Below are 25889 nucleotides of genomic sequence, written 5' to 3'. Positions count from 1 at the left end.
ACGGCCCGCGGCGGCGAAACTCACAACCCGGCAGCGGTTCGGCCGGTCGGCTGGCCGATCCCAATAGAGAAGGGGCGCCAGGATCTTGCCCCTGAGGCTCCGGCGCCGCGGACGATCGAGCGAGATTCAGACAAACCCCCCGATCACGCCAGCAGGCACGCTTTCCTGCCGGCCGTCGATGTCGCATCATACCCAAGTTAACACCCGTGCCCCCGTTGGCGAGGACCACCACAGTGGACGCCGTTATGACCAAGACCGGCTTGGCTTTTCAGCAGTGCATCATGCCCGGCTGTGGCGCGACGTACGACGTCGGCGAGGTCCGCACGAGCTGCGACAAATGCGGGGCGCTGCTCGATATCGCCTACGACTGGGACCGGCTTGCGCCGCCTGACTCGCTCAAGTGGTTCGAGTCGAAATGGTCACGCCGCAACGAGCCGCTCTGCCGCAGCGGCGTGTGGCGGTTCCGCGAGCTGCTGCCGTTCGCCCCGGCGGAGAAGATCGTCACGATCGGCGAGGGCCAGACCCCGCTGCACCCTTCGGTCGGCGTCGCCAAGTACATCGGCCTCGAACAAGACAAACTCTTCCTGCAGTACGAGGGGATGAACCCCTCGGGCAGCTTCAAAGACAACGGCATGACGGCTGCCTTCAGCCACGCCCACATGATTGGCGCCAAGCGTGCGGCGTGCGCGTCGACCGGCAACACCAGCGCGTCGCTCGCTCTTTACTGCTGCATGAGCAAGCTCATGCAGGCGGTCATCTTCATCGGCTCGGGCAAGATCAGCTACGGCAAGCTCTCGCAGGCGCTCGACTACGGGGCGCTGACGATGCAGATCGCCGGCGACTTCGACGACGCCATGCAGCGGGTGCGCGAGATCTCGCAGAAGCTCGGCATCTACCTCGTGAACAGCGTCAACCCGTTCCGGCTCGAGGGGCAGAAGACGATCATGCTCCGCGTGCTCGAGAGCCTCGACTGGGAAGTTCCCGACTGGATCGTGGTGCCGGGCGGCAATCTGGGCAACAGCAGCTCGTTCGGCAAGGCGTTCAGTGAGCTCAAGGAGTTGGGCCTCATCGACCGCGTGCCGCGGCTGGCGATCATCAACGCCGCCGGCGCCGACACGCTGTTCGAGCTGCACGAGAACCGCGGCCTCAGGTGGAACGGCGGCAATCCGGACCGCAAGATCGTCGACAGCTACCACGCCGAACTCGACGCCGCCGGCCAGCGGGCCGACACGATCGCCAGCGCGATCGAGATCAACCGCCCGGTGAACCTCGATAAGTGTTTGCGTGCTCTGGAGCAGTGCCACGGCGTGGTGCGTGAGGCGACCGACCAGCAGATCCTCGACGCCAAGAGCCAAGTCGGGGCGAGCGGCCTGGGCTGCGAGCCGGCCAGCGCGGCAAGCGTGGCCGGCGCCAAGATGCTCCGAGAGGAGGGCGTCATCGAGCCGGGCGAGCGGGTTGTCTGCATCCTCACCGGCCACCAGCTCAAGGACCCCACCGCCACGGTGGCCTACCACACCAGCGACCAGGCGGAGTTCAACCGCGTCTTGGGCAGCCGCGGCGTCAACACGGCGGCCTACGCCAACCGCGCGGTGCAGGTCGAGAACGACCTCGACGCGATCGTCCGCGCCATTCAACTCAACAGCTAACATTTCAGCCACAGACAAGCGCAGATAGACGCGGATGCGGCTTCCTAGCTATTGGTGGCTTGTGTTAAGAAAGTCATTCGCGACCATTTTCGCGTATCTGTGGCTAGTTCTTTGAATCAGGAAGTGACATGACGATCCGGGTGGCCATTCACGGAGCCGCGGGGCGGATGGGGCAGCGGCTCGTGGCGCTCGGCGCCGCCGACGAGGCCGTCGAACTGGTCGCCGCGCTCGACAACGCCGGCGCCCCGAACGCGGGATGCGACGCCGGAGAGCTGGCTGGCGCCGGGACAATCGGCGTGCCGATCTCGGCCGACTGGCCCGAGGCGTGCGACGCGGTAATCGACTTTTCCGTGCCCGACGCCACCGACTCCCTGGTCGAAGAATGCGTGCGGCGGCGCTTTCCGTTGGTCTACGCCACCACGGGCATCGAGGCGGAGCAGCTGCAACGCATCGAGGCCGCCGCCGCGTCGATCCCGATCGTCAAGGCCGCCAGCATGAGCACCGCGGTCAACCTGACGATGAAGCTCGCCGAGATCGCCGGCCGCACGCTCAAGGATTTGCCGAGCGGCGTCGACGTTGAGATCCTCGAGCGGCACCACCGCTTCAAGGAAGACTCGCCCAGCGGCACGGCCCTGGCCTTCGGCAAGATCTTGGCCGACGCGATGGACAAGCCCAAGGCGGCCCACGGCCGCGAGGGCCGAGTCGGCGCCCGCCCGGCGGACGAGATCGGCTACCACGCCATCCGCACCGGCGACAACCCGGGCGAGCACACGATCGTCTTCGGCATGCTCGGTGAAACGATCGAGCTCCGCGTGGCGGCCACCAACCGCGACTGCTACGCCCAAGGCGCCTACACGGCCGCCAAGTGGATTAAGGGCAAGCCGCCCGGACTGTACGACATGCAAGACGTGCTAGGTCTCAAGTAGCTTGTGGCTCCTGCGACGAGCGTAGCTCGTCGGCTATTAGCTAACGACTAATTGCTTAAAGCTAACCGCTATAATGGCCCGCTGCGACGAAGGCTATCTCTGCGACGTGTGCGGCGAGGATGTCGGCGCGATGACCGACAGCGCGATGTACCTGCGGTACGTCACCGGCGGCCTCGACCCGGAGGTGCTGCACACCTACCCAGAGCGTCACCTCCGCTGCGAGCCGGAGCTCGCGCAGTACATCGTCCACGAGAAGTTCAAGCCGGTCGCGTGCGAGGGACCGTTCGACAAACGGGCCCTCGACGCCGAGTACGTCGCCCAGCGCGAGGGACTCATGACCCGCGGCTGGCTGCGGCTACGTGAACTGGCCGGCGGCGAACTGCCGCTGCGTGACTACCCCCTGCCGGAGGTCGCCGAAGCAATGCGATCGCGCTACGGCGACGGATAGGTATCGGACGAGCACGGATCAGATGGGTCATCGCGGATCAGATTCAAGGGTGATCCGCGTCGACCCTTTCAATCCGCGTTCATCCGCGTCCCATTCTTCGATAAACGCCCTTGGCTTGCGAGGCGGTCCGCCCCGATAATCCCTCGCATGACACACCCAAACCAATCGACTCCGCTCCAAGAACAGCCCCCCCTGCCCTCCTCCACCCGCGTCACGGAGGAGCTGCCGCCGCTGACCAGCGACCCCAGCTTCTGGGCGATGTCGCTCACACAGTTCCTCGGGGCGTTCAACGACAACGTCTTCAAACAGCTGCTCTTGCTGCTGGCCACGCCGACCGCCGCCGCCATCGCCGCCGCCGAGCTGGCGGGCGAGTCGGCCCCCGACCGCCAGTCGGAGGCGATGATTGTCTTCGCCGCCGCCTTCCTGATCTTCTCCGGCTTCGCCGGCTGGTTGGCCGACCGCACCAGCAAGCGGACGCTGATCGTCGCGAGCAAGGCGGCCGAAATCCTCGTCATGGCGATCGGTATGGTTGGGTTCTACTTCTACGATCTGATCGGCTTCGGCGGCATGCTCGTCGTGCTGTTCCTGATGGGCGTGCAGAGCGCCTTTTTTGGCCCGCCAAAGTACGGCATCCTGCCCGAGACGCTCCGCGACAGCGACCTGCCGCGAGCGAACGGCATCTTCCTGATGTTCACCTTCCTGGCGATCATCTTCGGCGTGGTCGTGGCGGGGCTGCTCAAGGCGTACGTCGACAACGTTTGGCTGGGGTCGGCGGTCTGCGTGCTGATCGCCGTGGTCGGCACGATGACGGCGTTAGGGGTCCGCCGGGTGCCGCCCGCCACGCCGGGCGCCCCGCTCGGCGCCGAAGACCTGCTCGTGCCGCGCTCGCTGCTGCGTGTGGTGTGGAGCGACCGCCAGCTGATGCTCGCCGTCTTGGTGACCAGCGCCTTCTGGATGCTCGGCGGCGTTGTCCAGCAGAGCGTCAACGCGCTGGGCAAGAGCCAACTCGGCCTCGGCGACGCTAAAACCAGCCTGCTCGCCGCGATGCTGGGCGTCGGCATCCCCGTCGGCTGCGTGCTGGGGGGCTACCTCTCGCGCGGCCGCATCAACCCCCGCGTGGTGGTCGTGGGGGCGAGCGTGCTGCTAGTCTGCCTGCTGTTGATGGCGCTGCGCGGCGGCGCCAATGATCACCTGCTGGGCTTTGGCGGCAGCATCCCAGTGCTGGTGGTCATGGGGATCGGCACGGGCATGTTCATCGTGCCGGTGCAGGTGTCGATCCAGGCCCTGCCGCCCGCCGACGAGAAGGGCCGCATGATCGCGCTGATGAACCAGTGCAACTGGATCGGCATCGTGCTGGGGGCAATCTTGTTCAAGGTGGCGCTCGTGACGCTCGACGCCGCCGGCCAGCCACGCAACACGATGTTTCTCGTCGCCGCGGCGATCATGCTGCCGGTGGCGCTGTTCTACCGGCCTGAGGAACGCAGCCTGAGCGATTGAGGGAGATTCGCCCCCCGCAGGGAATAAGAAGAGGGCGCCGAGCACGTGCTCGGCGCCCTCCGCATGTATTCTGCACAGCGACGGCGTTAGACGCGGCGGCGCCTCACGCACGCCAAGCACGAAGCGACGCCCATCGCCAATACGGCGGTCGCCGGCTCGGGGACAATCGCGACGCCATCGAAGTAGTGGTTCACGCCTTGTTGGGCCACAAGCCCATCGTAGGCAACAAAGAGACCGGGAATCGCTTCGGTCTCAACCGTAAGCAACTCTACTACTTCATCGCTGGCGAGGATTTGGGAGCCATAAGCTGAAAAGAAAACATTCCCGCTAGGTCCGACCCAGAGGCCGGTTGTTACCGTGCCGGTGAAGGGATTGTAGCCAGGGTTTTCAAAGTCAAAAACGGCTGTGTTGACTTCGACATCGATAATGATGTCGACTGGAAAAACAAAGAGTGAATCGAGGTTGAACGCCATCTCGACCTCAGTGGATCCGCCGCTGGAACCCGAAATAACATCCGCGCGGAACTCAAAATTGCCCGAGCCGTTCGTGCCTAGGAACGTCACATCAAAGTCTGGGGCGGCGTAAGCCGAGGGGGCAATGACCCCCAGGATAAGGAAGCTCAAAAACGTGCTGCGAATCATTAGACATTCTCCGATGCATTGCAGGGGAAGAGAGGTGAGGTATCGCCCTAGGAGCCCCGCGCACCGCGGGCGATGACTTGCCCCAACTGTTCTAACCTTGCGCCGGCTGGGAGACCACCATTTTCGGGTGAATTAATATCACGCCAAATATGGGTGTTTGCACCCAGTTTTGTCTTCGCGAAGAATGTCACGCTGAAAATACAAATCAAACGTGAAATCGCGTTTATTCGTTCAAATACGTGCAGACGTAGTCGAACGGCTCGCTCACGCGGAGCTGGAACTTCGCGTCGCCCGGGACGTTGAAAGAATCTCCCGGACCATAGGTTCGCCACTCGCTCTCGCCTGGCAGCAGCACCTCGGCGCCGCCGGCGGTGACCTCCATCAGCTCCGGCTTGGACGTGCCGAACTCGTAATCTCCCGGCAGCATCAGGCCGAGGGTCTTTTCCGAGCCATCAGAAAAGCGGACCGTGCGGCTGGTGACTTTGCCGTCGAAGTAGATGTTGGCGGGGACGACAACGGTGACCGAGGAGAATTCGGCGGGCATTGCGGAGCTGCGAGGTGAAACAGGCTGGGAAGAGATTGGCAGACCGTCAAGGTAACGAGACGCTCAGACGCCGGAGGCGGCTGCGTCGGTTTCGGCCGAGTCGGTTTCGGCCGAGTCGGCTTCCTCGCCTTCGGCGGCGGCGTCTACCGCCTCGGTCTCATCGGCATCGACTGCGGGCTCATCGGTCTCGGCGCCATCGCCTCCAGCGTAGCCCGCCTCGACGAGCGTCTCGCGCGCCGCGGAGGCGTCGAACATCGAGGTGTCGTAGGCAACGATCGCCACGAGCCGCTCGAGTTCGACCCGCACGTCGACCACGCCCGGCTCTTCGGCCAAGAGCCTACGCACGCCCGACGCGCAGCCTTGGCAGGTCATGTTGCCGGCGGCGATCTCGACCGTGGGGGCGCCTTCGGCGTTGAAAACTTCCGTGGTGGCGGTTTCGGGGGCGCCGCCGCAACCAACGACCAGACAAACCACAGCGGCAATCGGCGCCAAGAGTAAACGCTTCATCGGAGTCACGCCTCGTACGGAGGTTGAAAACAGTAGGCGGGGGATCACTCGGCCGTGTTGGCGATCTCGACAAGCGACTCGGCGCCGCCGGGCAGCTCGTCGGCCATCTTGCGGATGTCTTGCGTGATCTTCATCGAGCAGTACTTCGGCCCGCACATGCTGCAGAAGTGGGCGCTCTTGAACGTGTCTTGCGGCAGTGTCTGGTCGTGATACGCGCGGGCCGTCTCCGGGTCGAGCGCCAGGCGGAACTGCTCGTTCCAGTCGAACTCGAACCGCGCCTTCGACAGGGCGTCGTCGCGGTCGCGGGCGCCGGGGCGGTGGCGGGCGACGTCGGCCGCGTGGGCGGCGATCTTGTAGGCGACCATCCCCTGCTTCACGTCTTCCTTCTCGGGCAGCCCCAGGTGCTCCTTCGGCGTGACGTAGCAGAGCATCGCCGCGCCGTGCCAGCCGGCCAGCGCCGCGCCGATGCCGCTGGTGATGTGGTCGTAGCCCGGCGCGATGTCCGTGACCAGCGGCCCCAAGACGTAGAACGGCGCCCCGTCGCAGACCTCGATCTGGCGCTCGATGTTCATCTGGATCTGGTCCATCGGCACGTGGCCGGGGCCCTCGACCATGACCTGCGTGCCGCGCTCCCGGCCCCGCATCGTGAGTTCACCTAGCACGTCGAGCTCGGCGAACTGCGCGGCGTCACTGGCGTCGGCCACGCTGCCGGGCCGCAGGCCGTCGCCCAGACTCCAGGTGACGTCGTACTGCCGCATGATGTCGCAGAGGTCGTCGAACGCCTCGTAGAGCGGGTTCTGCTTCTTGTGCGTCATCATCCACTTGGCGATCAGCGAGCCGCCGCGGCTGACGATGCCGGTCACGCGGTGCGTGGAGAGGTGCAGGTGCTCGAGCATCACGCCACAGTGGACCGTCATGTAGTCGACGCCCTGCTTCGCCTGGTGCTCGACCATGTCCAGGAAGTGCTGGGCGGTCATGTCCTCGATCTCGCCGCCGAGCTCCTCGAGCATCTGGTAGATCGGCACGGTGCCGATCGGCACCGGCGAGGCGGCGATGATCGCGCTGCGGATCTCGTCGATCCCCTTGCCCGTGGAGAGGTCCATCACCGTGTCGGCGCCGAAGTGCACGGCAGTGTGCAGCTTCTCGAGCTCCGACTGGATGTCGCTCGTCACGGCCGAGTTGCCGATGTTGGCGTTCACCTTGCACTTGGCCGCGATGCCGATCGCCATCGGCTCGAGCCGCCCCTTGGCGTGGACCGTGTTGGCCGGGATGACCATGCGGCCCAACGCCACCTCGTCGCGGATCGTTTCGACGGGCAGGTTCTCTCGCTTAGCGACGTACTCCATCTCGGGAGTAATCTCGCCCGCGCGGGCGAACTCTAGTTGGGTCACGGGCTGGCGGCTGGAGTCGGCGGGCATCGTATCGAAAAGTCCTTTTCGGAAGGATCACAAGTGGCGGGGCGCCCCGTGGGCTCGGGCCGCCGCGGCGCCCTAAGGCGTGGCGCAGCAGGCGGTTCCGATCAATCCTACCGGCGCGGTGGGTGGTGTCAACGCGGCGGCCCCCCGCCCCGCGTGACTGAAAAATGTCTTGAGGTGGCCGAACGCCGCAAGGCGCCAATCGAAACGGTTGTGCAGCCTCTGCGGACCAAGGCTTCCTGAGGCTACGGCTGAACGCCGATTTCGCCGGCTTGTTGAGTTAAACACCAGCCCACAATAGACTTGTAGCTAGAGGCGCACTGTTGAACGATTTCTCTTCTCTGACGGAACACCCGATGGCCCCCGGTCCCAAGCCGCCACGCCTTGTCCAGGCGATCGCTATCCTGACGGCCGCTCTGCTGGGCTCGGCAGTGGGTTCGACCGCTTTGTCGGAAGTGATTGTCGACACGGCCACGGGCAACGTCTTGCTGCGCAACGGCTCGTCGTTTGACGTGATGATTGACGGCTACTCGCTTGACTCGACCTCGGGATCGCTCCTGCCGGGTGGCTGGACCTCGGTTGCCGACACTTACGACGTATCGGGCGACATGAGCGTGGACGATTCGGCCGAGTGGTTCGAGTTGAGCAATTCGGCGTTCTCGCTCGCCGAGGCCTCGACCACCCAGTTGTCGGGCTTGCTCAGCGGCTTCCAGGTCGTGTCGCTCGGCTCGATCTGGGACACGGTCTCGGGGGAAATGGACCTGGAGATGACGATCCTGGCGGGCGAATTGGCAACGCCGTTAGGAGTGGAATATCGTCACTTGGCGGGCGACTACGAAGGCGATTACGACGTCGACATGGACGACTTCGACATATGGGTCGCGGATTTTGGCTACACCAATTTCTCTTCGCCCGCCGACGGCAACGGCGATGGCGTGGTCGACGCGGCGGATTTCACGGTGTGGCGTGATTCGCTCGCCATCAACGAGCAGCTTGCCCTCAGCCAGGCGGCGTCTTCCGAGGAAGCTTTATTCGGCATGCCGGCGGCCTACCTGCACGCCTCGCCTGCGATCAACGTGCCGGAGCCCAGTGCGGTCAGCTTACTCGCGGCCTCGTCGCTGGCTGCCCTCAGGCGCCGCCGTCGGAACTGACCACGGAGGCGAGGGACGCATCAGCTGTCTGCGCAACGGCGATGCCGTTGCTCTCCGGACCACTGCTCTCCGGGACGCTGGCCTCTATCACGCCGGCGCCGCTCTCGCTCCACGCTAGGCGTTGATGGATCAGCTTGCGCACGGCGCGACCCTCGGGGGAGTCTGGCTTGCGTGTTACGTCGAGGTGACCGAACGGCAGCACGACCGTGTCGTCGACTCCCTCAAGCCGGCCCCGACAGACGGCGACCGCCCCGTCGCCGCGGCCGATGACGAGCTCGTCGTACCCGGCGAGCCGACGGTCGAGACGCTCGGCGGCGTCGTCGCACCACGGGGCGCAGGCCACCAAGTAGCACGTTCGTTCACGCCACGACTGGGCGGTCGACTCGCTCAAGAAACCGCAGTCGCCGAGCAGAATCGTGTAACGCACCCGCGGGTTCCGGGGACGCTTGTTGAGGCTGCTCAGGAAAGGCGAGCCGGGCGTCATGTCGGCCGAAGCCTCGCCCAGACCATCCACCAGAGAGTTGTGGACCCGGGTCCACGGCCAGCCGCCGCCGCGGCAGCGGGTCCAGTGCTCCCAGCAGTCGGTCCCGTAGGCGAGTCGCACCAGTTCGCTGCCTTGGTTGGGCGGCGCCACCATGATCAACCGGCCCACGTTTCCTGGATCGAGCCGGGAGTCTTCCACGCAGGCGCGGGCGACCAGGCCCCCCATCGAATGTGTCACGAGTGCGACCTCGCGGTCGGGGTGCTCCGCTCGCAAACGCCGCAACGCGGTCGAGAGCCGCTCCGCGGAACGCGCGATGTGGTCGTCGTTCGGATAGGTAAACTCCCCACATGGCGTGCCCGCCGCGCGGGCGTCGCTGACCAGCGTGGCGACACCCTCCGCCTTGGAATTGAAGCCATGCAACACCACGACGAGCGGCGCCTGCTGGGGGCATTCGCTCAACGAGCCGGGGACCACCAGGCCGTACCGCTCGTAGTGCTCCTCACGCACGAACCAGCGCTGCAGCCAATGGCGATCGGCGTCTTGAGCCTGCGTGCGCGACTCGCTTAACGCCAAGGGCGCCTCGGCTGCGGGGGCGACCCCGGCGGCCGCCGCTTCACTCATCGAGCCGGCAAGAGCCAGCATGATGATCAGCGCGTTACGGAGACAAGTCTTCAGTCGTTGGGGATAGGTCATGGCGCCTCTACTAACGGCGGGGCGGGACGAACCGGACGGCTTCAGATGAGAGGCTTCTTTGGGCGACGCTTAGGCATGCTCCGCATCTCTTAAGCCTTGCCAACGCGGCCTCAGTCGACGGGCTCTTCCCCCGCGGCGTTCGGGGGGGTAAGCGGTTGCGTGAATCGCAGTTTGATTGATTCGCTGGCGCCGCTGATCGCGTCGGCAAATTCTTCGGGCGTGGTGACCCGCTTCCCGCCAACGTGGCTGATGAAGACGTAGGGGCGCACACCGGCCCGCCAAGACACGCTGCTCGGCTCGACCTCGGTGACGACCACGCAGCCCTCGGGGTCGAGCTGGTTTCTCGACGCCGCTAAGCGGAGTTCGTTCGGCGGGATCGCTGTGGCGTAATCAACACGCATGCCACGCCAGGCGGGAGGCTTTTGGGTCACAACCTGTTTGCCGTGCACGTAAGCCTTGCCGAGCTGGACTGTGACTTCACGCGTCTGAGGGTCGGATGCGCGGACGATCGAGACCGGCGTGGTGCTGCCCGGCTCGAGGCTTCCGACGGCGAGCTGCAGGGTGTCGGCGTCGACGATGTCGACTCCGCCAATCCGCTGGATCAGGTCGCCCGCCCGCAGCCCCGCGCGGAAAGCCGGCCCGCCGGGGAAGGCGCTGCGAACGCTTAACCCACCCCCGTCACCGCCTGGCAAAGGCATGAACTCGATCCCCAGAAAGCCGTACTCCGCCTCACGGCCCTCGCTCATCGCGGCGACTGCGCGGCGCATCGCGTCGTTCATCGGAATGGCGTAGCCGGCCGGCCGTTCGTGGCCGGCGATCGCGGCGGCCGTGGTCGTCACGCCGACCAGCTTGCCGTCGAGCGTGACCAAGGCGCCGCCGCCGGCGTTCCAGCCGAGCTTGGCGTCGGTTTGGATCAACGCGCCGAAGTGGTGCAGCGTGGTGCGGTGGCCCTGGCGGCCGTCGGAGACGTTGTTGAGGTTCTCTTCGGCCGGCGCCTTTCGGGCGGTGTTGGCCACCATGCCCCAGCTGGCGGTCGGCTGGCCGTCGCTCTGGATGGCGTAAGGGTTGCCTAACGTGACAACGAATTCGCCCTTGCGTAGTTCTTCGGCGTGACCGATCTCAAACGCGGGGACCTTGGCCGCACGCCAAGCTTGGGGATCGGCCTCCAGCACGGCGAGCCCGCTCCGTGGGTCGGCGCCGCGCAGCGTGGCGGGGCACTCGGCGCCGTCCACCGTAGTGAGGGTGTGTTGCTCACCCTCTTTGACCACCAGGTACTGCGTGAGCACGAGGCCACGTTCCGCGTCGATCACTACGCCCGAGCCGAAGGCGTGGGGGGGCGCCGCGGGCGTTTGCCTCGCCCGGGCCAGCGGGTCGGGGATGCCGTTGCGGATGACGATACCGCCGGCGCGCGGATTGGCGGCCACGGCGGTCGATCGCGACACCGCCACGACCGAACGCTCCGCCCGGGCGATCACGTCGACGACCGTCTGCTGCAGCGCGGCGATCGCCGCGGGGGGCTGAGTCTGCGCGAAAACCGAGGACGCTAGGGCGATCAGCGCGAGCGCGGCGGTGAGTCGTCGAATCGGGATCGGGTGGCGAGGCACGGCTTAGTCAAAGTGTGGAGAGAGGGGCGGGCGTCCATTCCAGGCGCCAATTCTACGCCCCCCCTGCCCCGCTGCCCATGGCGAGCCGCCTGGGCAGGGGACCGATCACGCTCCGGTTGAACCACGGATGACACCGATCGCACAGATTCTAAATGGCCACGAAAAGGCACAAAAAGAGCACGATAAAATCAATTCGTCGAGACACTCGGAGCGACTCCGCCACCAGCGATTTTTGGGCGTCTTTTCGCGTCTCTTCGTGGCTATCCCTCAGCGCGCCTCGTCCGTGCTATCCGTGGTTCACGCGACTCAGAGCGAACCGTCTTCCTCGTCGTCGTCGGCCGTCTCGGCCTCGACCTGGGCCTTGGGCATCGCGAGCAGGTCGTCGAACCCGCCGGCGGCGAGGATCTTGTCTTTGATCTCGGCGGCCGTGTCGGGATTCTCGCGGAGGAACAACCGCGCCTTCTCCTTGCCCTGGCCGATCTGCACGTCGCCGTAGCGGAACCAGGCGCCGGTGCGGGCGATTACTTTCTGCTCGATTCCCAGATCGATGAGGTCACCCTCGTAGCTCACGCCGTCCTTGTGCATCATGTCGAACTCGGCCACGCGGAACGGCGGGGCGACCTTGTTCTTCACGACCTTGGCCCGCACCCGCTGGCCGACCACTTCCTCGCCGTCTTTGAGCTGGCCAATCCGCCGCACGTCGATCCGGCACGAGCAGTAGAACTTCAGCGCCCGGCCGCCCGGCGTCGTCTCGGGGCTGCCGAACATCACGCCGATCTTCTCGCGGATCTGGTTGATGAAGATCACGCAGGTCTTGCTCTTGGCGATGGCGCCGGTGAGCTTGCGCATCGACTGGCTCATCAGCCGCGCCTGCAAACCGACGTGCGAGTCGCCGATCTCGCCGTCGAGTTCCTTCTTCGGCACTAGGGCCGCCACCGAGTCGACCACGATCACGTCGACCGCGTTGCTCTTGATGAGCATCTCGGTGATGTGCATCGCCTCCTCGCCGTGGCCCGGCTGGCTCACGAGCAGCGTCTCAAGGTCGACGCCCAGCTTCTTGGCCCAGCTCGGGTCGAGGGCGTGCTCGGCGTCGATAAAGGCGGCGATGCCCCCCTTCTTCTGTGCCTGGGCGATCACGTGCAAGGCGATCGTTGTCTTGCCGCTCGACTCGGGGCCGAACACCTCGACGATCCGCCCCTGCGGGACTCCCTGACCGCCCAGAGCCATGTCGAGCGACAGGCTGCTGGTCGAGATCCCCTTGATCCGCACGTTCGATTCGTTGCCCAGGGGCATGATCGCCCCCTCGCCAAACTGCTTCTCGATCGCGGCGACGGTGTGCCGCAGATCGTCGCTGTTCTCCAGGGCGACCTGGATGGCGGTCTTCGGGGCGGCCGACTTGGCGGCTCCCTTTTTGGCAGCGGCGGCCTTCTTGGTGTCGGACTTGTTGCTCTTTTTAGCCATGCGATTATTGGGCGAGGCGGCGGTAGTGACCATGTAACAAGTCCTTTATCTGCAAGGGGTAACGCTTTTTCAAGCGGCGTACAGGCGGAAGGGTTTTGGGTGGGCCCCCGATGGGCTTGAGTACTGTACGCACGGATACTGTATCGGTGTTCACTCTCGGGTGCAACACAGTCTCTCTTTTTTCTGGCCAGAAACTTTGCCGACGTGCGCAGGCCTTGCAGACGGCGTAAACCACCAGCGTGGCCGCCAAGTGCTAGCAATACCGCCCGTTCGTGAGCAGTCAGAAGGGGCAGCTGCAGAGCAGCTGCTATGGGAGCAGCCTCAGCCCGGAGTTCCCAGCGGGCAATGCGCCAACGCGTGATAGGTCGGCCCGCTGCGGTCGAGCTCGCTGGCGAAGACCGTCAGCCCGTCGATCATCGAGTCGCCGGCGTTGTAGTCGGCCAAACCTGTGAGGGCAGCGCCGAGATGCCCGGAAACGTTGGCCGCCTTGTTGAGACGGGCGAGCGTCAGGTGGGGCACGTAACCACGCCGCTCGGGTTTTACGACCAAATCGCCCAGATCGGCGTCGAGGTCGTCGTGCAGCCTCTCAAGCTCAGCGCGGCCCTCGCCCACGCCGAGCCACAGCGTCTGCGGCCGATCGGGCGCGGGGAACGCGCCGGCCCCCTCGATCGTGAGGCCGAATGGCTCGTTCGCTCGCGCGACCCACTCGACCCGAGAGCAAGCGTCGGCCACCTCGTGGTCGGTTAGGTCGCCGAGAAACAGCAGCGTGACGTGCAGGTTCTCCTCTTCGACCCAGCGGGCGCGCGGGGCGTGCGGCGTGAGCCGCTGGATCAGCTGAGAGGCGCGCCGCTGCACCTCTTCAGCGATCTCAACGGCGACAAAGGTACGGGTTTTTCCCATGGCGGTGGATCTAAAGGCGTGAGGGGATTAATTCGCAGGCAACCACAGGGGAGCCGGTGTGGTCTTGGCTGTCGAGCCACGCAAGCCGGCCATACTATTTCTGTCGAGTCTTGGAAGCATCGCATGCCAACGGCTATCAGTGCCAGAGTGACGGTGTCAATCATCAACCCGCTGCTGAGTTCGGCGATTGAGACCTTCTTCGACTCGATGCTGGGCAGCGAGGCCGAATGCGGCGGTCTGGAGCTGCGGTCCGAGGACGCCGCCACGTGCGAGGCCAACTCGGCAATGCGATGACAGGCAACGCGAAGGGTTTTGTTTGCCTAGGATTCAACCGGGATACGTCGCTATGCATCGTCGGACAGATGCTCGGCGACCGGCCCGCAGCATCGACAACAATGTGCTCTAGGCGGTGGGCAAGATCGCCAACATGGTGCTCGGGGTGACCAAGATTAAGCCCGAGATGAGTCTCGACATCGGCCTGTCCACCGTAAAGCGCAGCGAGCCGATCGAGCTCTGCTTCCCCTCGCGACGCGGACCCGATCAGGCTGATCTTCGACTCGGACATCGGAGTTCTTTACTTCGATTTCGGGTTCGCGATCAAGGCGTAGCGGCGGACGCCTTCGAATCTTCTTCCTCGAGTCGGTGAGCTAGATCATCCAGAACCGTGCGGCGGAACTCGCCCTTGAAAGGGTCGCCCGCCGACAGGCTCCGGATCATCCGTATATTGCGCACGCATTGGATGGGGGCTCCGATAACGCCGATGGGGAACCCCCAGGCTCCTAACAAAAGGCAAAGCGCTGCGTCGACGGCGCACTGACGTCTGCCGCAGCGGACGCAGCCGATTTCGGTGTTAGTGGCGAAGTAGGTGATAAAGAAGAACGAAAACACTCGGTGGGAACTGACCGCGTTGATGGGGCCAGGACCGCCACACTTGGGACAGGGTACCTGACTGGCCTCGGCCACCTTGTGCTCGAGGAACTCAGAGGGCAGCTCTCTCAAGCACGGGTGGTCGTCGTAACGTTGGATGCAAGCCTCGCTACAAAAATCGAGACCGTCCGCGATGATGGGCGACTCACGGAAGCCCATCCCGCAGTACGCGCAGCGGTGGTGTTGACGCGCCATCGGCCCCACGGCGTGAGAAGCTAGAAATTAAGCATCTTGCGGTAGGCGGCGAGTCGCTCGTCGATGTCCTCACGCGAGATCTGCTCCATGCGGTCGAGCCCGAAGCCCTCGACGTTGAAGCTGGCGACCACCGTGCCGTAAGCCATGGCGGTCTTGAAGGTCTCGGCGTCGTGCTTGTCCTGCTCGGCGAGGTAGCCCATCAGGCCGCCCGCGAAGCTGTCGCCGGCGCCGGTCGGATCGATGACCGCTTGCGTGGGGTAGGCGGGCAAGACCAGCACCTCGACCTGCCCGGCGGCGTTGTGGCCGAAGAACATGGCGCCGTGCTCGCCCTTCTTGATGATAACGAACTCGGGGCCCATCTCACGCACCTTGAGACCGGCGGTAACGAGGTTCTCCTCGCCGGTGAGCAGCTTCGCTTCGCTGTCGTTGAGCACCAGCCCGTGGATGTTTTTCAGCAACGCGTCGAGCGTCTCGCGGTGCTCGACGATCCACAGGTCCATCGTGTCGGCCACGGCCAACTGGCAAGCGGGCGCCTGCGAGAGAACCTTCTGCTGCACCGCCGGCACGCCGTTCGCCAAGAATACGAAACGGGCGTCTTGGAATTTCTCGGGCACCTTCGGGTCGAACTCGCCGAACACGTTCAGCTGCACTTCGAGCGTCTCGCGGTCGTTCATGTTCGGCTCGTAGCGGCCGGTCCAGCGGAACGTTTTGCCGCCATCCACTTTCTGCAGCCCGCTCACATCGATATTGCGGCTGCGGAAGAGCTCGGTGTGCTCCTCGGGCCAGTCGTCGCCCACCACGCCGACGAGATTCACCTGGGTGAAGAAACTGGCGGCGTAGGAGAAGTGCGTCGCCGAACCACCGAGAAAGTCGTCGCGACGATCGGTGGGGGTTTCAACGCTGTCGATCGCGACCGATCCAACGACTAGCAGACTCATAGATTCAGTACTTCTTGGGAGCAGGAAAGCGGGTGGGGAGGAAGCACGCAGAACCGAACGCGCGTCCCGGGAGCCGAGAAGGCGGGATTATCGTTCGCAAGGCGGGCGGGATCAACCGGCCTTGGCCCCGGACTCGGCGGCGTTGCTCGCCGGGAGGGCGGCTTTGCGCGCCAAGGTGCGAAGATCCTCGCAGTAGGTCACACGCTCGCTGAACGCCCCGCTCTCGGCGTCAAACGCCCGGCCGCCCACCAACAGGCGGGTCGAGTCGGGCAGTCCCTCGACGAAGCCCCGGTACCTGCTCCAGAACGTTTCGGGATCACCGACGTGGCTCATGCTCAGCCAAAAGAGCGGCGGCTGGTGCCGCTGCGCGGCGACGGACAGCGTAGCGAAGGGCAACGCCCCGCCGAGCAACTGGGAACGCCAGCCCGCCTCGGTGAGCACCAGATCGACCATCTGCGAAGCCAAGTGATAGTGGTCCCCCTCGGGGGCGCCGCCCAGTGCGATGGGCGCATCGAGCGCCGGCGGCGGCAGGAGCCGCTTCAAGTCGTGGATCGCCGAGCCAAAGATCTCACACGCCCGGCGTTCCTGGAAGACTTCGGTCTCGCCGCACTCCCACTCCTCTCCGATGGCGTGCATCGCCGGCGCCAACACCTCGTCGAAAACGGTCGCTAGGTCGGCGCCGCCCAGGTAGTGATCAAGGATCAGCCGGTTGCTCAGTGCGGCGTCGCCATCGCGTACGGCCGCCTGCAACTGGGCGACCGCTTGGTCACCGCCCCGCGCCTCGGGGCCTCTGCGAGCCGGCAGACCCAGCAGATCGGGCCGCACGAAGGCGTGATCGCCTAAGCGTACAAACCGCACAACCTCGTCCATGGCGATTCGGCGATGCCCACCAGGTGTCCGCTCGCTACGGATGACACCCTGGTCGCACCAACGCTTGAGCGAAGACTCGCTGACCCCAATCGATGCGGCTACCTGCTTGGGGCTCAAGAGCTGTTTCATAGCGATTCGTATTGCGATTACGCGGCGCCTAAACGTGGAGCCTCTAGGAGGTTACGCGTGACTATAGGGCGGAACGTCAAATCGGAAACCGACTCGCTGCCCGATTCGAGTTCACACGACCTCACTCGGCAATTGTAGCCCCAAATCGTCCCAATGAACGATTTGAACGTTTTTGTTATTGCCTTGGGATTTCGGCCGCAATAGGATGGGTGAACGAATTGAACGTTTTGGTCGTTTGGACGGCTAGGTAGTTCTTCAGATTGCTAGAGCCACACTTACCGGAAGGTCATGAGCGATGAACGTATCGACAGCGGATAAGTACGACTGCCTTGCTGCGGGTTACCGCGACGCGTCTCCCACTCCGATCCCGGCGGATGATTTTGCTGCCAAACGGCTCAAGGCTAGGGCCGAGGAGCTCGCTAAAACGGAGTGGTCGCTGATATCGCACCCGAATTTCAAAGCGGTGGATAATCCTGATTCGGAAGAGCTTGGCGAGCTCGCCCAACGAATCGAGCGAGGAGAGTCGGTTCTCGAACCGATCCGTCCGGCGGGGCTCCCCTCTCATCTGGCCCGGATGTGCGCCACACCTTTGCTGAGCCAAGAGGAAGAGCACGAACTCTTCCGGCGGATGAATCTCCACAAGCACTTTGCGAATCGCTTGCGGGCGAAGCTCAACCCAAAGCGGCCTAGCAAGCGTACCGTTGCGCGAATCGAGAGCCACGCGGAGCGGGCGGACCTGATCCGCAATCATCTGATCCAGGCCAACACGCGGCTGGTTGTCTCGATCACGAAGAAGTACGCCAACGCCGCGAACGACTTTGACGAACTGCTCAGCCAAGGGATCACATCGCTGCTGCGTGCGATCGAGAAATTCGACCTGGAGCGCGGCTACCGGTTCAGCACCTACGCCACCTGCGCAGTGCGACGCGACTTGTATCGCATGGTCACGGACCACACACGGTTGGCCAAGCGCCACGGCGTGGCCGCTTCTGACGTGCTCGACAACTGCGCCGAGGAGCCCCAGCCCGAGCCGCTGGTCAGCGAAACGCATTGGAAACGAGTCAGCCGGACGTTGGCCGAGATGATGTCGGCTCTCGACGAGCGGGAACGCTCGATCCTCGTGGCGAGGTTCGGCCTCGATCGCGAGCCGAGCGACAACCCCCGGGGCGGGTCGAAGGTCTCTTACAGCACGCTCGGCAAGCGACTGGGGATCTCGAAAGAGCGGGTGCGGCAGCTGGCGAACCGCGCGCTCGAGAAGCTGCGTGATTCGGCCCAAGACCGGCGGCTCGAAGCCTTGCTCGCTTGATCGCTGCAACAACAAGACCGCTGCTAGAGCGGTTTTCGAATTGGTGTGGACGAGCGGGGAAGCGATTGTCGGCGTGGCGAGGAAGCCGAAGCAGGCAATGCGGTGCATTGTCGATGCAGGCTGACGAAGCCATGACGCCGATCGCGAGCCGAGCGTCTACACCAATGAGCAAACCGTTCTAAGCTCGCTTCAGGCTTCTTGCGGGGCAGGCTCTCCGCCGAGGCGGCCGGGGTCGCGGTTGTCGGCCAGCCAGTCCTTGTGCGTGTAGGTGACGACCGAGGTGTCGGTCTCACGCACCTCGATCCGCTGCATTCGGAAACCCATCTCCGTGATCTCGCCGAACAGCTTGTGAGCCAGGTTTTCGACTGTGGTCGGCGCCGAGAAGACGTTCAACCGGAACTTCTCGCCGGTGCGTTGCTCGTGATCGCGTAGCGTGGCGTAGAGCGGGTCGCTGCCGTTGATCAGCATCCCGTGGTCGTAGTTCTGCTTGAGGTGCGGCTCGATCTTGTCGTCGAAATCGCCGAACAGGGTCGTCAGAGCGCCTTGGCGTTCGACCTCGAAGAAGCAGCTCACCCCGTAGCGATGCCCGTGCAGGTTGCGGCACTTGTCGCACAACTCTTCGTTGCGGTGCGCGGCGTAGAACTTGTAGTCTTTTTGGATCAGCATTTCGAACGGGTGAGTTCGGAGAGCGGAATGATTCGCCGGATCAGCGGCTCGGCCGGTTGATGAGCGACATCACCTCGGCGCGTGTCGCTTGGCACGTCTTGAACACGCCCCGCAACGCGCTGGTCAGCGTCATGCTGCCGGGCTTCTTGACCCCGCGGATCGACATGCAGGAGTGCTCGGCCTCGACCACCACGACCACGCCGTTGGTGTTGAGTTCTTTCTCGATCAGGTCGGCAATCTGCTGGGTCATCCGCTCTTGCACCTGAGGGCGGCGGGCCACTTCCTCGACCACCCGAGCCAGCTTGCTGAGGCCCGTGACCTTGCCGTTGGGCATGTAGCCCACGTGGGCCACGCCACTGAAGGGCAGCAGGTGGTGTTCGCACATGCTCGTGAAGCGGATGTCGCTTACCAGCACGAGCTCGTCGTACGTCTCGGGAAAGACGACTTGCAGGTGCCGGGAGGGCTGCTTGTGGAGCCCCGAGAACATTTCGGCGTACATGTCCGCCACGCGGCGCGGCGTTTCGACGAGCCCCGCACGGTCGGGGTCTTCGCCCACCGCCTTGAGGATCGTGCGAACCGCGTCCTTGATCGCCTCGCGGTCGACTTCAGCGGCCGGCTGGCTCGGTTGGGCGGGGCCCTCGCTGGCGCAAGCGTTCTCGTCGCCGTTGAGGCTGTCGCTGGATTGATTGGAGAGTGTTGTAGCCATGTCAGTGTCTTTCCGGGCAGAGACGCACGCTCGGCTTCCGGGGGGACTAGTCCGGCGAAAGCCTCGGCGCCCAGAGAAAAGCCGGGCGTCGGCGTTCCGTGAGAACGCAAGCCCAGCAGGTAACTTTAGGCAGGCTGGGCGGAAAAGCAACGAGGGCCCACTAACGGCTGGCGCCGTTAGTGGGCCCTCGGCTGGGTCGATCGAATCGTCCTGAGCGGTTTCGTCCGAGACGGACTCAGGCTCCTTCGGCGTATTCGGCTTCGAAGAAGGTCTTGCTCTCGCCGATGGTCGGCTTGATCGTGTTCGAGCCTTCTTTCCAGTTGGCGGGGCAGACCTCGCCATTTTGCTCGAAGTACTGCAGGGCCTGGACCATGCGCAGGGCCTCGTCGACGCTGCGGCCGAGCGGCAGGTCGTTGACGACCTGGTGCCGCACGACGCCTTCCTTGTCGACCAAGAACAGGCCCCGGAGCGCCACGCCGCCGTCGATCAGCACGTCGTAATCGGCGGCGATCTTCTTGTTCAGGTCGGCCACGAGCGGGTACTCGATCGGACCGATGCCCCCTTGGCTGCGCGGCTGCTCACGCCAGGCGAAGTGCGAGTAGTGGCTGTCGACCGACACGCCGAGCAACTGCACTCCGAGACGGGCGAACTCCGCGTTGCGGTCGGAGAACGCGATGATCTCGGTCGGGCAAACGAACGTGAAGTCGAGCGGGTAGAAGAACAACAGCGTGTACTGCCCACGGTAGTCCGAGAGCTTGAGCTCTTTGAACGTGCCGTCCGGCATGACGGCCTGGGCGGTGAAATCGGGGGCCTCTTTTTGAACCAATACGCTCATGGGATTCTCGTCGGGCGGGGGTCGTGGGCGGGGGGGAGACTAGGTGGGCGGGGCTGGCGAGCTTGAAAAGCCGACAGGCTAAATCTGTTATAGGCGCCTGACCGCGCCCTTCAAGGCCTTCCCCCGAGCGAAATCCGCTCTTTCGCCGGGGTTGAACGCCGTTTTCAGCCAGCCGCTCAACTCCCGACGCATTGCCATATCAGCCCTCAACAGGGGCACGCACTGCCCGGCGATACGGCCTCTGACAACTAGGAGGGTTCGACTCGGGTGATCGGGGGGCGAGCGAGGCGATTCTCACGCTGCGGCTCCCCGTGATGACGTATAAATACGATAGGGAGTTGCTCTTTAAAACGGCTTTTCCAGCCAAACTGCGGTCCCGTCTCCGCGCGTTCGGTCGAGGCTGCCGCTCAACCCGAAGGGAGCATTCTGGCGATGTGCAGCAACGTTTTGACGACGCTCACGATGATCGAAAACGCTCGGGAGCGGGCCCAACCACTGGGGCAGACCGAGTCAGAGCAGGACCATCCCACGGTGAGGCGAGCTAGGACGGGCGGGGCGAACGAACGCTGTTGCTCGTCCGGGACCTGCCTCCAGCCCGTGTCGTGCCTCCCCGTCCAAGCCGAAACGTTCAGCGACTTAGCGCTGAACTGAAATCGGTTCAATGATGCTTTTGGCGGGGGCAACCGCCAACTAGAAAATCAGGAAGCGCTGGCCGTTGGAATTGCGAGCGCATCGAACGCCCGTCGACTGCCGGCGAGCAGCTCTTCGTAGGGGGCCGATTCGATGACCGGCCCGCTCAACTGCACGTCGTACCAGCCGTCGTATCCCGCCTCGCGAAGCGCAACTACGATCTCGCCAAGCGGCGTGTGGCCCTCGCCCAGCGGGCAACGCTCTTGGTCGATCGTGTGGGGCGACGCGGTGTCGCTCAAACGAACGATGGCGATCTTGGGAGCCAAGTCCGCCAAGCGGGCGATCGGACAAGCATCGATAGGAAAGTGGTAAGTGTCGTAAACCACCCGCAACTGGTCGCTGCCAATCTCGGCGATCAAATCGAGTGTTTCATCCAGACAAGTGAGGAAACTCCACTCTTGGGCGCAGCACGGGTTCATCGGTTCGATCGCGAGCGTGACGCCGAGCGTTTCCGCCAGGGGGGTGAGCTCGCCGAGCGCCTCGATAAGCAGGCGACGGGCGTGGCGCAATGTGTGTCCGTTCCGGCCACCGGGATAAACGACGAGCCGGCCGGCGTGGATCCGCTTGGCGAGACGGATCGCCTCGTGTGCGTCGGCGATGCTCTCAGCGAGCGACAACCCATCGATGCCCGTGAACCCACCCGCCCAGGTCAGATTCGAGACGCTCAGACCGCTCTCGCCGAGCAATTCAACGCCCCGTTCCACACCGAAGTCAAGCAACTTCCGACGCCAAACGCCGATCCCTTTGAACCCGTGAAGGCGGTAGTAGTGCAAGTCCTCGTCAAACGACCATCGGAAGGTCGTTGTCTGATTCATCGACAATCGTGGCATCTTGGTGTCGACTGGTTGGGGGCGGGGCCGTTCGGTTCCTGCCGGGGGGTGGCTAAGGGCAAACAGTCCTTGAGCCGTCTCAGCAGGGTTTCATTTTCAAAGGGGCGTCGCGAGTATGCGACATGCCCGACGCCCCGTAAAGCTCGCTAGCAAACGATTGAAAAGGCCAGGTGCTTGCGCCCCTGAACGGGTGTAAAGCTATGGAAATCAAGGATTTAGGTCACTCAAAGGAGTGGCGCCCTCGCTTCAATCCGGCCCTGAATGCGAGGAAATATACGCAGTCTGCAGTCAGGCACGCTAGGTCTGCTTGATAGCGAAGAACGCGACGACTAGATTTCGGGTGGCCGCAATATGCATTGCGATGACCTTGCCATTGCGCACCTAGCGCCCATTTATACCTCTGGAGAGGTATGGCGAGCTGTACGAGAGTTAGCGGGTTACGCAACCCGCTGAATCAAGGCTCGCTTTGCTTCAATCTCTGCCGACGGAGCGGTTCGATTTTGCTTCAGACGACCCGGGGCGAGCGACGCCCCGGCTGCTGAAAGAGACCAGACGCAAAGAACGCTTCGGTTCTCATTGTGCGAGAGCCGCGATAACCGTGCCGGCTGACAAGCACCTTGGGTGGGCACGACCGCGTACTAGAGCGGTTTTCGAATTGGTGTGGACGAGCGGGGAAGCGATTGGGGTCGTGGCGAGGAAGCCGAAGCAGGCAATGCGATGCATTGTCGATGCAGGCTGACGAAGCCATGACGCCGATCGCGAGCCGAGCGTCTACACCAATGAGCAAACCGCTCTAGGCGTCAGTAGCATTCGATTTAGTAAGTCGCCGCTCGCTCCTAATAAACTACCCCCCCCCCTTTTTTCATCTTGTAGGCGAACTCACATGTCACACCGCGTAGTGATCGCCGACGACCATCCGGCGATACGAGTCGGTGTCCGAAGCGCTCTGGCGAACGAGGCTTGGGAGATCGTTGGCGAGGCGTGCGACGGTGAGGAGGCCTACGGGCTGGTCTCGCAGTTGCAGCCCGACATATTGCTTACCGACGTACGCATGGCGCCGGTCGACGGGCTCGATTGCCTGGCGCGGATGCGAGCCAGCGGCCTGCGGACGCCGGTGTTGGTCTACACCGGCTACGACAACCCGACCTATGTCGCGAGGGCCCATGCCCTCGGCGCGGCCGGCTTCTTGCTCAAGACCGTCTCGCTCGACGAGTTGCGATCGGCGATGCTCACCGTGGCGAGCGGCGGCGCCTGCTGGACCAAAGGGGAAATGCGCCGTCTCACCGGCGCGTTGGCGGCCGAGCGGCTCGAGGGGAGCGACGGCGCGCCGCTCACACGTCGCGAGAGCGAGGTGCTCAAGCAATTGGCCCACGGCCTGAGCAACAAGGAAATCGCCCTGGCCCTCGGCATCAGCTACGAGACGGTCAAAGAGCACGTGCAGCACATCTTGCGCAAGATCGGCGTTTCCGATCGCACGCAGGCGGCCGTATGGGCGGTGCGCCGCGACTTGGTCTGAGACAGTGGCGCCGGACGGCCTTAGCGCTGCGGGGCGTCAACCCTCGTACTCTTTGAGGAAGCCTTGGAATAGGATCAGGTGCTCCTCTTCGTCGGAGAGCAGCCGGATGCAGAGATCCTGTGTCACGTAGTCCTCGCCGTCGGTCGCGCGGATCACCGCCTTGTAGTGATCGCATGCCTTTTGCTCGGCGTCGATCACCGCTTTGATCGCGGCCACCACGTCGGTCGTCTTCTTCGACGGCTGGATCTGGCTGCCGAACTCCAGGTCGGCCGAGCCCGGGATGAAGCCCCCCAGCTGCTTGATCCGCTTGCCCAGGAGCGTGGCGTGCATCGTCTCCTCGGCCACGTCGCCGGCGAGCGATTTCTTGATCTCCTCGGCGCGAACGCCGTCGAGATTGATGCTCTGCGAGATGTAGTTCATCACCGTCTCCAGCTCCATGCGGTAGGCGGTGGTGAGCAGTTGGATGATCTCTTCGCGTGAAGCGGCCATGGCCGACTCTTTCTTGATTGCTGGAGTGAGTCTGGGGAGGACTAGATCCATGGTATCGACGCCACGCGGCTTGGCAATGCGGCGTCTCGTAGCGGGCGGGCCAAGGTTGCAGGTCGCCACCGCGGACGAGGGGCGATAAAGTGCCTGTCAGCGGCGAGGGCTTCGCGATCGTGTGTGTCCCTTGCCCCCGAGGGTGCGGAGGTTGGGCTCGCCGGCGCCAGTGAACCCCCAGCCCTCGGTTTTGTCTCCCACGCTGTGTTGTCCCCCCAAGAATTCTTTTCTGGAGCCTTGCCGATTTTCCCTCATGCAGCGTGACTTGTACATCAACGAGCGGATCACGATCCCCCGCGGCGAGTTGCGGTTCAGTTTCGCGCGCAGCGCGGGGCCTGGAGGGCAGAACGTCAACAAGCTCAACACGAAAGCCGTGTTGCGTTGGTCGGTAGCCACCAGCGCGGTGCTGCCCAACGACGTCCGCCGCCGCTTGCAGCAGAGCTTCGCCAGTCGCTTGACGAACGATGGCGAACTGGTCATTGCGTCTGATCGCAACCGTGAGCAGGGTCGCAACGTGGCGGATTGCGTCGAGCGCCTGCGTGCGATGGTCCTCTCAGCGGCTTCGCCCCCTCGGAAGCGCCGGCCGACGCGGCCAACCCGTTCGTCGAACGAGTCGCGGCTCAGCAGCAAGCGGGCTCACGCCAAAAAGAAAGAGCGGCGTCGTCGCCCTGAGAGCGACTGAGCGCGACTGACGCTGCTTAAGGATCGTCGCCCTGGAATGCGCCCGGAGTTTGGGGTGAACGCGCAGAATGGGTTGCTGTCGCACTGGGTGGGGGTTGCGAGATCAACGAATCCCTAATCTCTCATCGCTCAAGAAGTTACGACGTTTAAGGCCGCTTTCGGAGTGGCCAATTTCGCCTTTTCATGCAAGCAAAAGTGGAAACTGCTTCTTAGAACAGCTAATCTACTGCTACTGCGTTGCCGCATTCTTTTTTCTCATCTTGTGTTTTAGCCGGCGGCAACGAGCGAAGCGATTTTGGGAGGCCGGGCTTCTAGCGTTGTGCTGACGGGCTTTCGTTGTCAGCGGCCAGCAGCACTCCGAGGCCGGACCACTCTCGTAAACCAGGATTCGCATTCCGCCAGTCGGGCGTTGTTTCGCTCACGGCGGTTGGTTTGTCCTTGATCGTGGTCGGAGCGGCCGTTTGATCGAGGTTTGGAAACGAGGGGCATGCCGCCACGTTTCCCTGCAGGGCAAGTTGCTTTTCAAGAGCTCAGCTAGCCGTGTGGGGATCGTGGGGAGGATTTCACTGAGGATGATATCTCAGGCGCAGGGACGCCATGTCCTGGGGGTATTTCCCCCCAACGGCGGGTGTCCGACCTTGTAAGACGGAGGGATTCCCATGGATTTTTCTCGTACCGCGACACCGACCGGAGCGGCCGATTTTGGCGCCACTCTTTCGGAGCATCGCATCCTAGAGCACATCAAGGACGCGTTACGGGTCACCGTCGAATGGAGGGCGCCTGCCGTGAGCGCCGATCGCAAGAAAACGAGCGTCAGCTTCACCTTGCAGTCTTTTTGCCGCCACATGGAGCGGCTCATGGCGATCGAGGAAGAAGGCGGCTACCTGTCGGACATCGTCGAGCAACGGCCCCGCTGCGAGAACCGGGTCGTGACGCTGGCGACCGACCACCGGCGTTTCCGCGAAAGGATCTTGCTGCTCAAGCCTCGTCTCGAGGCGATGGCCCATGCCGATCCGGTCCAATTCGAGGCTGCCTGCGAGGAGATCCGCGAGCTGCTTGACGAAGTCGACCGCCACGACCGGGCCGAGATCGAACTCTTGCAAGAGATGATGCTCACCGACGTGGGGGGGGAAGGTTAGGGTC

At 64.0% G+C, this 25889-nt stretch carries 25 protein-coding genes; 10 read left to right on the top strand and 15 right to left on the bottom strand.

What is annotated here, in order from left to right:
• Positions 1 to 245: 245 nt before the first annotated feature.
• The 4 genes from thrC to Mal64_RS15490 all read left to right on the top strand — a co-directional run bounded on the left by thrC (position 246) and on the right by Mal64_RS15490 (position 4517).
• Positions 246 to 1646: a threonine synthase gene (thrC, locus tag Mal64_RS15505; RefSeq protein ID WP_146401874.1), complete on the top strand. Its 1401-nt coding sequence runs from the start codon at positions 246 to 248 to the stop codon at positions 1644 to 1646.
• Between the two features lie 128 nt (positions 1647 to 1774).
• Positions 1775 to 2572: a 4-hydroxy-tetrahydrodipicolinate reductase gene (dapB, locus tag Mal64_RS15500; RefSeq protein ID WP_146401872.1), complete on the top strand. Its 798-nt coding sequence runs from the start codon at positions 1775 to 1777 to the stop codon at positions 2570 to 2572.
• A gap of 73 nt (positions 2573 to 2645) precedes the next feature.
• A complete protein-coding gene (locus Mal64_RS15495; RefSeq protein ID WP_146401870.1) occupies positions 2646 to 3020 on the top strand; it encodes a hypothetical protein in 375 nt (124 codons plus the stop codon).
• Between the two features lie 147 nt (positions 3021 to 3167).
• Positions 3168 to 4517, top strand: coding sequence for an MFS transporter (locus Mal64_RS15490; protein WP_146401867.1), 1350 nt, complete (start codon positions 3168 to 3170; stop codon positions 4515 to 4517).
• A gap of 86 nt (positions 4518 to 4603) precedes the next feature.
• Here the strand turns inward: Mal64_RS15490 and Mal64_RS15485 are convergent, their stop codons facing one another.
• From Mal64_RS15485 to thiC, 4 genes are all read right to left on the bottom strand, one after another.
• The gene (locus Mal64_RS15485; protein WP_146401866.1) at positions 4604 to 5158 is read right to left on the bottom strand and encodes a hypothetical protein; all 555 of its coding nucleotides are present in this window, start codon (positions 5156 to 5158) and stop codon (positions 4604 to 4606) included.
• Positions 5159 to 5381: 223 nt separating this feature from the next.
• Positions 5382 to 5702, bottom strand: a complete 321-nt coding sequence (gene ppnP / locus Mal64_RS15480) for a pyrimidine/purine nucleoside phosphorylase (protein ID WP_146401864.1) — start codon at positions 5700 to 5702, stop codon at positions 5382 to 5384.
• Between the two features lie 63 nt (positions 5703 to 5765).
• Positions 5766 to 6209 (bottom strand): heavy-metal-associated domain-containing protein, encoded by a 444-nt coding sequence (locus tag Mal64_RS15475; RefSeq protein WP_146401862.1) that lies wholly within the window; start codon positions 6207 to 6209, stop codon positions 5766 to 5768.
• A 44-nt stretch (positions 6210 to 6253) separates the two neighbouring features.
• A complete protein-coding gene (gene thiC / locus Mal64_RS15470) occupies positions 6254 to 7600 on the bottom strand; it encodes a phosphomethylpyrimidine synthase ThiC (RefSeq protein ID WP_146402220.1) in 1347 nt (448 codons plus the stop codon).
• A gap of 380 nt (positions 7601 to 7980) precedes the next feature.
• On the opposite strand from thiC, the gene Mal64_RS15465 reads away from it, so the two are divergent.
• Positions 7981 to 8775, top strand: a complete 795-nt coding sequence (locus Mal64_RS15465) for a PEP-CTERM sorting domain-containing protein (RefSeq protein WP_146401860.1) — start codon at positions 7981 to 7983, stop codon at positions 8773 to 8775.
• On the opposite strand, the gene Mal64_RS15460 is transcribed toward Mal64_RS15465, so the two are convergent.
• The 4 genes from Mal64_RS15460 to thpR form a co-directional block, all read right to left on the bottom strand.
• Positions 8753 to 9952 (bottom strand): esterase/lipase family protein, encoded by a 1200-nt coding sequence (locus tag Mal64_RS15460; protein WP_146401858.1) that lies wholly within the window; start codon positions 9950 to 9952, stop codon positions 8753 to 8755. The genes Mal64_RS15465 and Mal64_RS15460 overlap by 23 nt on opposite strands.
• Before the next feature lie 110 nt (positions 9953 to 10062).
• Entirely contained in the window at positions 10063 to 11556 is a 1494-nt protein-coding gene (locus Mal64_RS15455) for a trypsin-like peptidase domain-containing protein (RefSeq protein WP_146401856.1), read from the bottom strand.
• A 306-nt stretch (positions 11557 to 11862) separates the two neighbouring features.
• The gene (gene recA / locus Mal64_RS15450; RefSeq protein WP_146401854.1) at positions 11863 to 13050 is read right to left on the bottom strand and encodes a recombinase RecA; all 1188 of its coding nucleotides are present in this window, start codon (positions 13048 to 13050) and stop codon (positions 11863 to 11865) included.
• Positions 13051 to 13338: 288 nt separating this feature from the next.
• Positions 13339 to 13917: an RNA 2',3'-cyclic phosphodiesterase gene (thpR, locus tag Mal64_RS15445; protein ID WP_146401852.1), complete on the bottom strand. Its 579-nt coding sequence runs from the start codon at positions 13915 to 13917 to the stop codon at positions 13339 to 13341.
• Positions 13918 to 14070: 153 nt separating this feature from the next.
• On the opposite strand from thpR, the gene Mal64_RS19930 reads away from it, so the two are divergent.
• Positions 14071 to 14211 carry a hypothetical protein gene (locus Mal64_RS19930; RefSeq protein ID WP_197525806.1) on the top strand — a complete coding sequence of 47 codons (141 nt, stop codon included), beginning with the start codon at positions 14071 to 14073 and terminating at the stop codon, positions 14209 to 14211.
• A gap of 848 nt (positions 14212 to 15059) precedes the next feature.
• Here Mal64_RS19930 and Mal64_RS15440 read toward each other — a convergent pair.
• Both Mal64_RS15440 and Mal64_RS15435 read right to left on the bottom strand, forming a co-directional pair.
• Positions 15060 to 15977: a PfkB family carbohydrate kinase gene (locus Mal64_RS15440; protein ID WP_146401849.1), complete on the bottom strand. Its 918-nt coding sequence runs from the start codon at positions 15975 to 15977 to the stop codon at positions 15060 to 15062.
• A gap of 111 nt (positions 15978 to 16088) precedes the next feature.
• Positions 16089 to 16976 carry a B12-binding domain-containing protein gene (locus Mal64_RS15435; protein ID WP_146401847.1) on the bottom strand — a complete coding sequence of 296 codons (888 nt, stop codon included), beginning with the start codon at positions 16974 to 16976 and terminating at the stop codon, positions 16089 to 16091.
• Between the two features lie 295 nt (positions 16977 to 17271).
• On the opposite strand from Mal64_RS15435, the gene Mal64_RS15430 reads away from it, so the two are divergent.
• Positions 17272 to 18282: a sigma-70 family RNA polymerase sigma factor gene (locus Mal64_RS15430; protein ID WP_146401845.1), complete on the top strand. Its 1011-nt coding sequence runs from the start codon at positions 17272 to 17274 to the stop codon at positions 18280 to 18282.
• A 189-nt stretch (positions 18283 to 18471) separates the two neighbouring features.
• Here the strand turns inward: Mal64_RS15430 and Mal64_RS15425 are convergent, their stop codons facing one another.
• The 4 genes from Mal64_RS15425 to Mal64_RS15410 all read right to left on the bottom strand — a co-directional run bounded on the left by Mal64_RS15425 (position 18472) and on the right by Mal64_RS15410 (position 21994).
• A complete protein-coding gene (locus Mal64_RS15425) occupies positions 18472 to 18948 on the bottom strand; it encodes a 6-pyruvoyl trahydropterin synthase family protein (protein WP_146401843.1) in 477 nt (158 codons plus the stop codon).
• Positions 18949 to 18988: 40 nt separating this feature from the next.
• The gene (gene folE, locus Mal64_RS15420; protein ID WP_146401841.1) at positions 18989 to 19654 is read right to left on the bottom strand and encodes a GTP cyclohydrolase I FolE; all 666 of its coding nucleotides are present in this window, start codon (positions 19652 to 19654) and stop codon (positions 18989 to 18991) included.
• A gap of 235 nt (positions 19655 to 19889) precedes the next feature.
• On the bottom strand, positions 19890 to 20489 hold the full coding sequence (locus Mal64_RS15415) for a peroxiredoxin (RefSeq protein ID WP_146401839.1): 600 nt from the start codon (positions 20487 to 20489) through the stop codon (positions 19890 to 19892).
• A gap of 698 nt (positions 20490 to 21187) precedes the next feature.
• On the bottom strand, positions 21188 to 21994 hold the full coding sequence (locus Mal64_RS15410) for a sugar phosphate isomerase/epimerase family protein (RefSeq protein ID WP_231993785.1): 807 nt from the start codon (positions 21992 to 21994) through the stop codon (positions 21188 to 21190).
• Between the two features lie 898 nt (positions 21995 to 22892).
• Here Mal64_RS15410 and Mal64_RS15405 point away from each other — a divergent pair.
• A complete protein-coding gene (locus tag Mal64_RS15405; RefSeq protein ID WP_146401835.1) occupies positions 22893 to 23525 on the top strand; it encodes a response regulator in 633 nt (210 codons plus the stop codon).
• Between the two features lie 36 nt (positions 23526 to 23561).
• Here the strand turns inward: Mal64_RS15405 and Mal64_RS15400 are convergent, their stop codons facing one another.
• Positions 23562 to 24014: a ferritin-like domain-containing protein gene (locus Mal64_RS15400; RefSeq protein ID WP_146401833.1), complete on the bottom strand. Its 453-nt coding sequence runs from the start codon at positions 24012 to 24014 to the stop codon at positions 23562 to 23564.
• Between the two features lie 304 nt (positions 24015 to 24318).
• Here Mal64_RS15400 and arfB point away from each other — a divergent pair, with 304 nt between their 5' ends.
• Together arfB and Mal64_RS15390 are read left to right on the top strand one after the other, a co-directional pair.
• A complete protein-coding gene (gene arfB / locus Mal64_RS15395; protein ID WP_146401831.1) occupies positions 24319 to 24747 on the top strand; it encodes an alternative ribosome rescue aminoacyl-tRNA hydrolase ArfB in 429 nt (142 codons plus the stop codon).
• Between the two features lie 658 nt (positions 24748 to 25405).
• The gene (locus Mal64_RS15390; protein WP_146401829.1) at positions 25406 to 25885 is read left to right on the top strand and encodes a hypothetical protein; all 480 of its coding nucleotides are present in this window, start codon (positions 25406 to 25408) and stop codon (positions 25883 to 25885) included.
• The last annotated feature ends 4 nt before the right edge of the window (positions 25886 to 25889 follow it).

The sequence above is a fragment of the Pseudobythopirellula maris genome, from assembly GCF_007859945.1.
Taxonomy (GTDB): domain Bacteria; phylum Planctomycetota; class Planctomycetia; order Pirellulales; family Lacipirellulaceae; genus Pseudobythopirellula; species Pseudobythopirellula maris.
Note: the sequence above shows the minus strand (reverse complement) of the source record. Positions and strands in the feature narration are given on the sequence as shown.

Bases quoted from the DNA above. Each gene is read 5' to 3' on its own strand.
- thrC (WP_146401874.1), top strand. From the start codon at position 246: ATGACCAAGACCGGCTTGGCTTTTCAGCAGTGCATCATGCCCGGCTGT.
- dapB (WP_146401872.1), top strand. From the start codon at position 1,775: ATGACGATCCGGGTGGCCATTCACGGAGCCGCGGGGCGGATGGGGCAG.
- Mal64_RS15495 (WP_146401870.1), top strand. From the start codon at position 2,646: ATGGCCCGCTGCGACGAAGGCTATCTCTGCGACGTGTGCGGCGAGGAT.
- Mal64_RS15490 (WP_146401867.1), top strand. From the start codon at position 3,168: ATGACACACCCAAACCAATCGACTCCGCTCCAAGAACAGCCCCCCCTG.
- Mal64_RS15485 (WP_146401866.1), bottom strand. From the start codon at position 5,158: ATGATTCGCAGCACGTTTTTGAGCTTCCTTATCCTGGGGGTCATTGCC.
- ppnP (WP_146401864.1), bottom strand. From the start codon at position 5,702: ATGCCCGCCGAATTCTCCTCGGTCACCGTTGTCGTCCCCGCCAACATC.
- Mal64_RS15475 (WP_146401862.1), bottom strand. From the start codon at position 6,209: ATGAAGCGTTTACTCTTGGCGCCGATTGCCGCTGTGGTTTGTCTGGTC.
- Mal64_RS15465 (WP_146401860.1), top strand. From the start codon at position 7,981: ATGGCCCCCGGTCCCAAGCCGCCACGCCTTGTCCAGGCGATCGCTATC.
- Mal64_RS15460 (WP_146401858.1), bottom strand. From the start codon at position 9,952: ATGACCTATCCCCAACGACTGAAGACTTGTCTCCGTAACGCGCTGATC.
- recA (WP_146401854.1), bottom strand. From the start codon at position 13,050: ATGGTCACTACCGCCGCCTCGCCCAATAATCGCATGGCTAAAAAGAGC.
- thpR (WP_146401852.1), bottom strand. From the start codon at position 13,917: ATGGGAAAAACCCGTACCTTTGTCGCCGTTGAGATCGCTGAAGAGGTG.
- Mal64_RS15440 (WP_146401849.1), bottom strand. From the start codon at position 15,977: ATGAGTCTGCTAGTCGTTGGATCGGTCGCGATCGACAGCGTTGAAACC.
- Mal64_RS15435 (WP_146401847.1), bottom strand. From the start codon at position 16,976: ATGAAACAGCTCTTGAGCCCCAAGCAGGTAGCCGCATCGATTGGGGTC.
- Mal64_RS15430 (WP_146401845.1), top strand. From the start codon at position 17,272: ATGAACGTATCGACAGCGGATAAGTACGACTGCCTTGCTGCGGGTTAC.
- Mal64_RS15425 (WP_146401843.1), bottom strand. From the start codon at position 18,948: ATGCTGATCCAAAAAGACTACAAGTTCTACGCCGCGCACCGCAACGAA.
- folE (WP_146401841.1), bottom strand. From the start codon at position 19,654: ATGGCTACAACACTCTCCAATCAATCCAGCGACAGCCTCAACGGCGAC.
- Mal64_RS15415 (WP_146401839.1), bottom strand. From the start codon at position 20,489: ATGAGCGTATTGGTTCAAAAAGAGGCCCCCGATTTCACCGCCCAGGCC.
- Mal64_RS15410 (WP_231993785.1), bottom strand. From the start codon at position 21,994: ATGAATCAGACAACGACCTTCCGATGGTCGTTTGACGAGGACTTGCAC.
- Mal64_RS15405 (WP_146401835.1), top strand. From the start codon at position 22,893: ATGTCACACCGCGTAGTGATCGCCGACGACCATCCGGCGATACGAGTC.
- Mal64_RS15400 (WP_146401833.1), bottom strand. From the start codon at position 24,014: ATGGCCGCTTCACGCGAAGAGATCATCCAACTGCTCACCACCGCCTAC.
- arfB (WP_146401831.1), top strand. From the start codon at position 24,319: ATGCAGCGTGACTTGTACATCAACGAGCGGATCACGATCCCCCGCGGC.
- Mal64_RS15390 (WP_146401829.1), top strand. From the start codon at position 25,406: ATGGATTTTTCTCGTACCGCGACACCGACCGGAGCGGCCGATTTTGGC.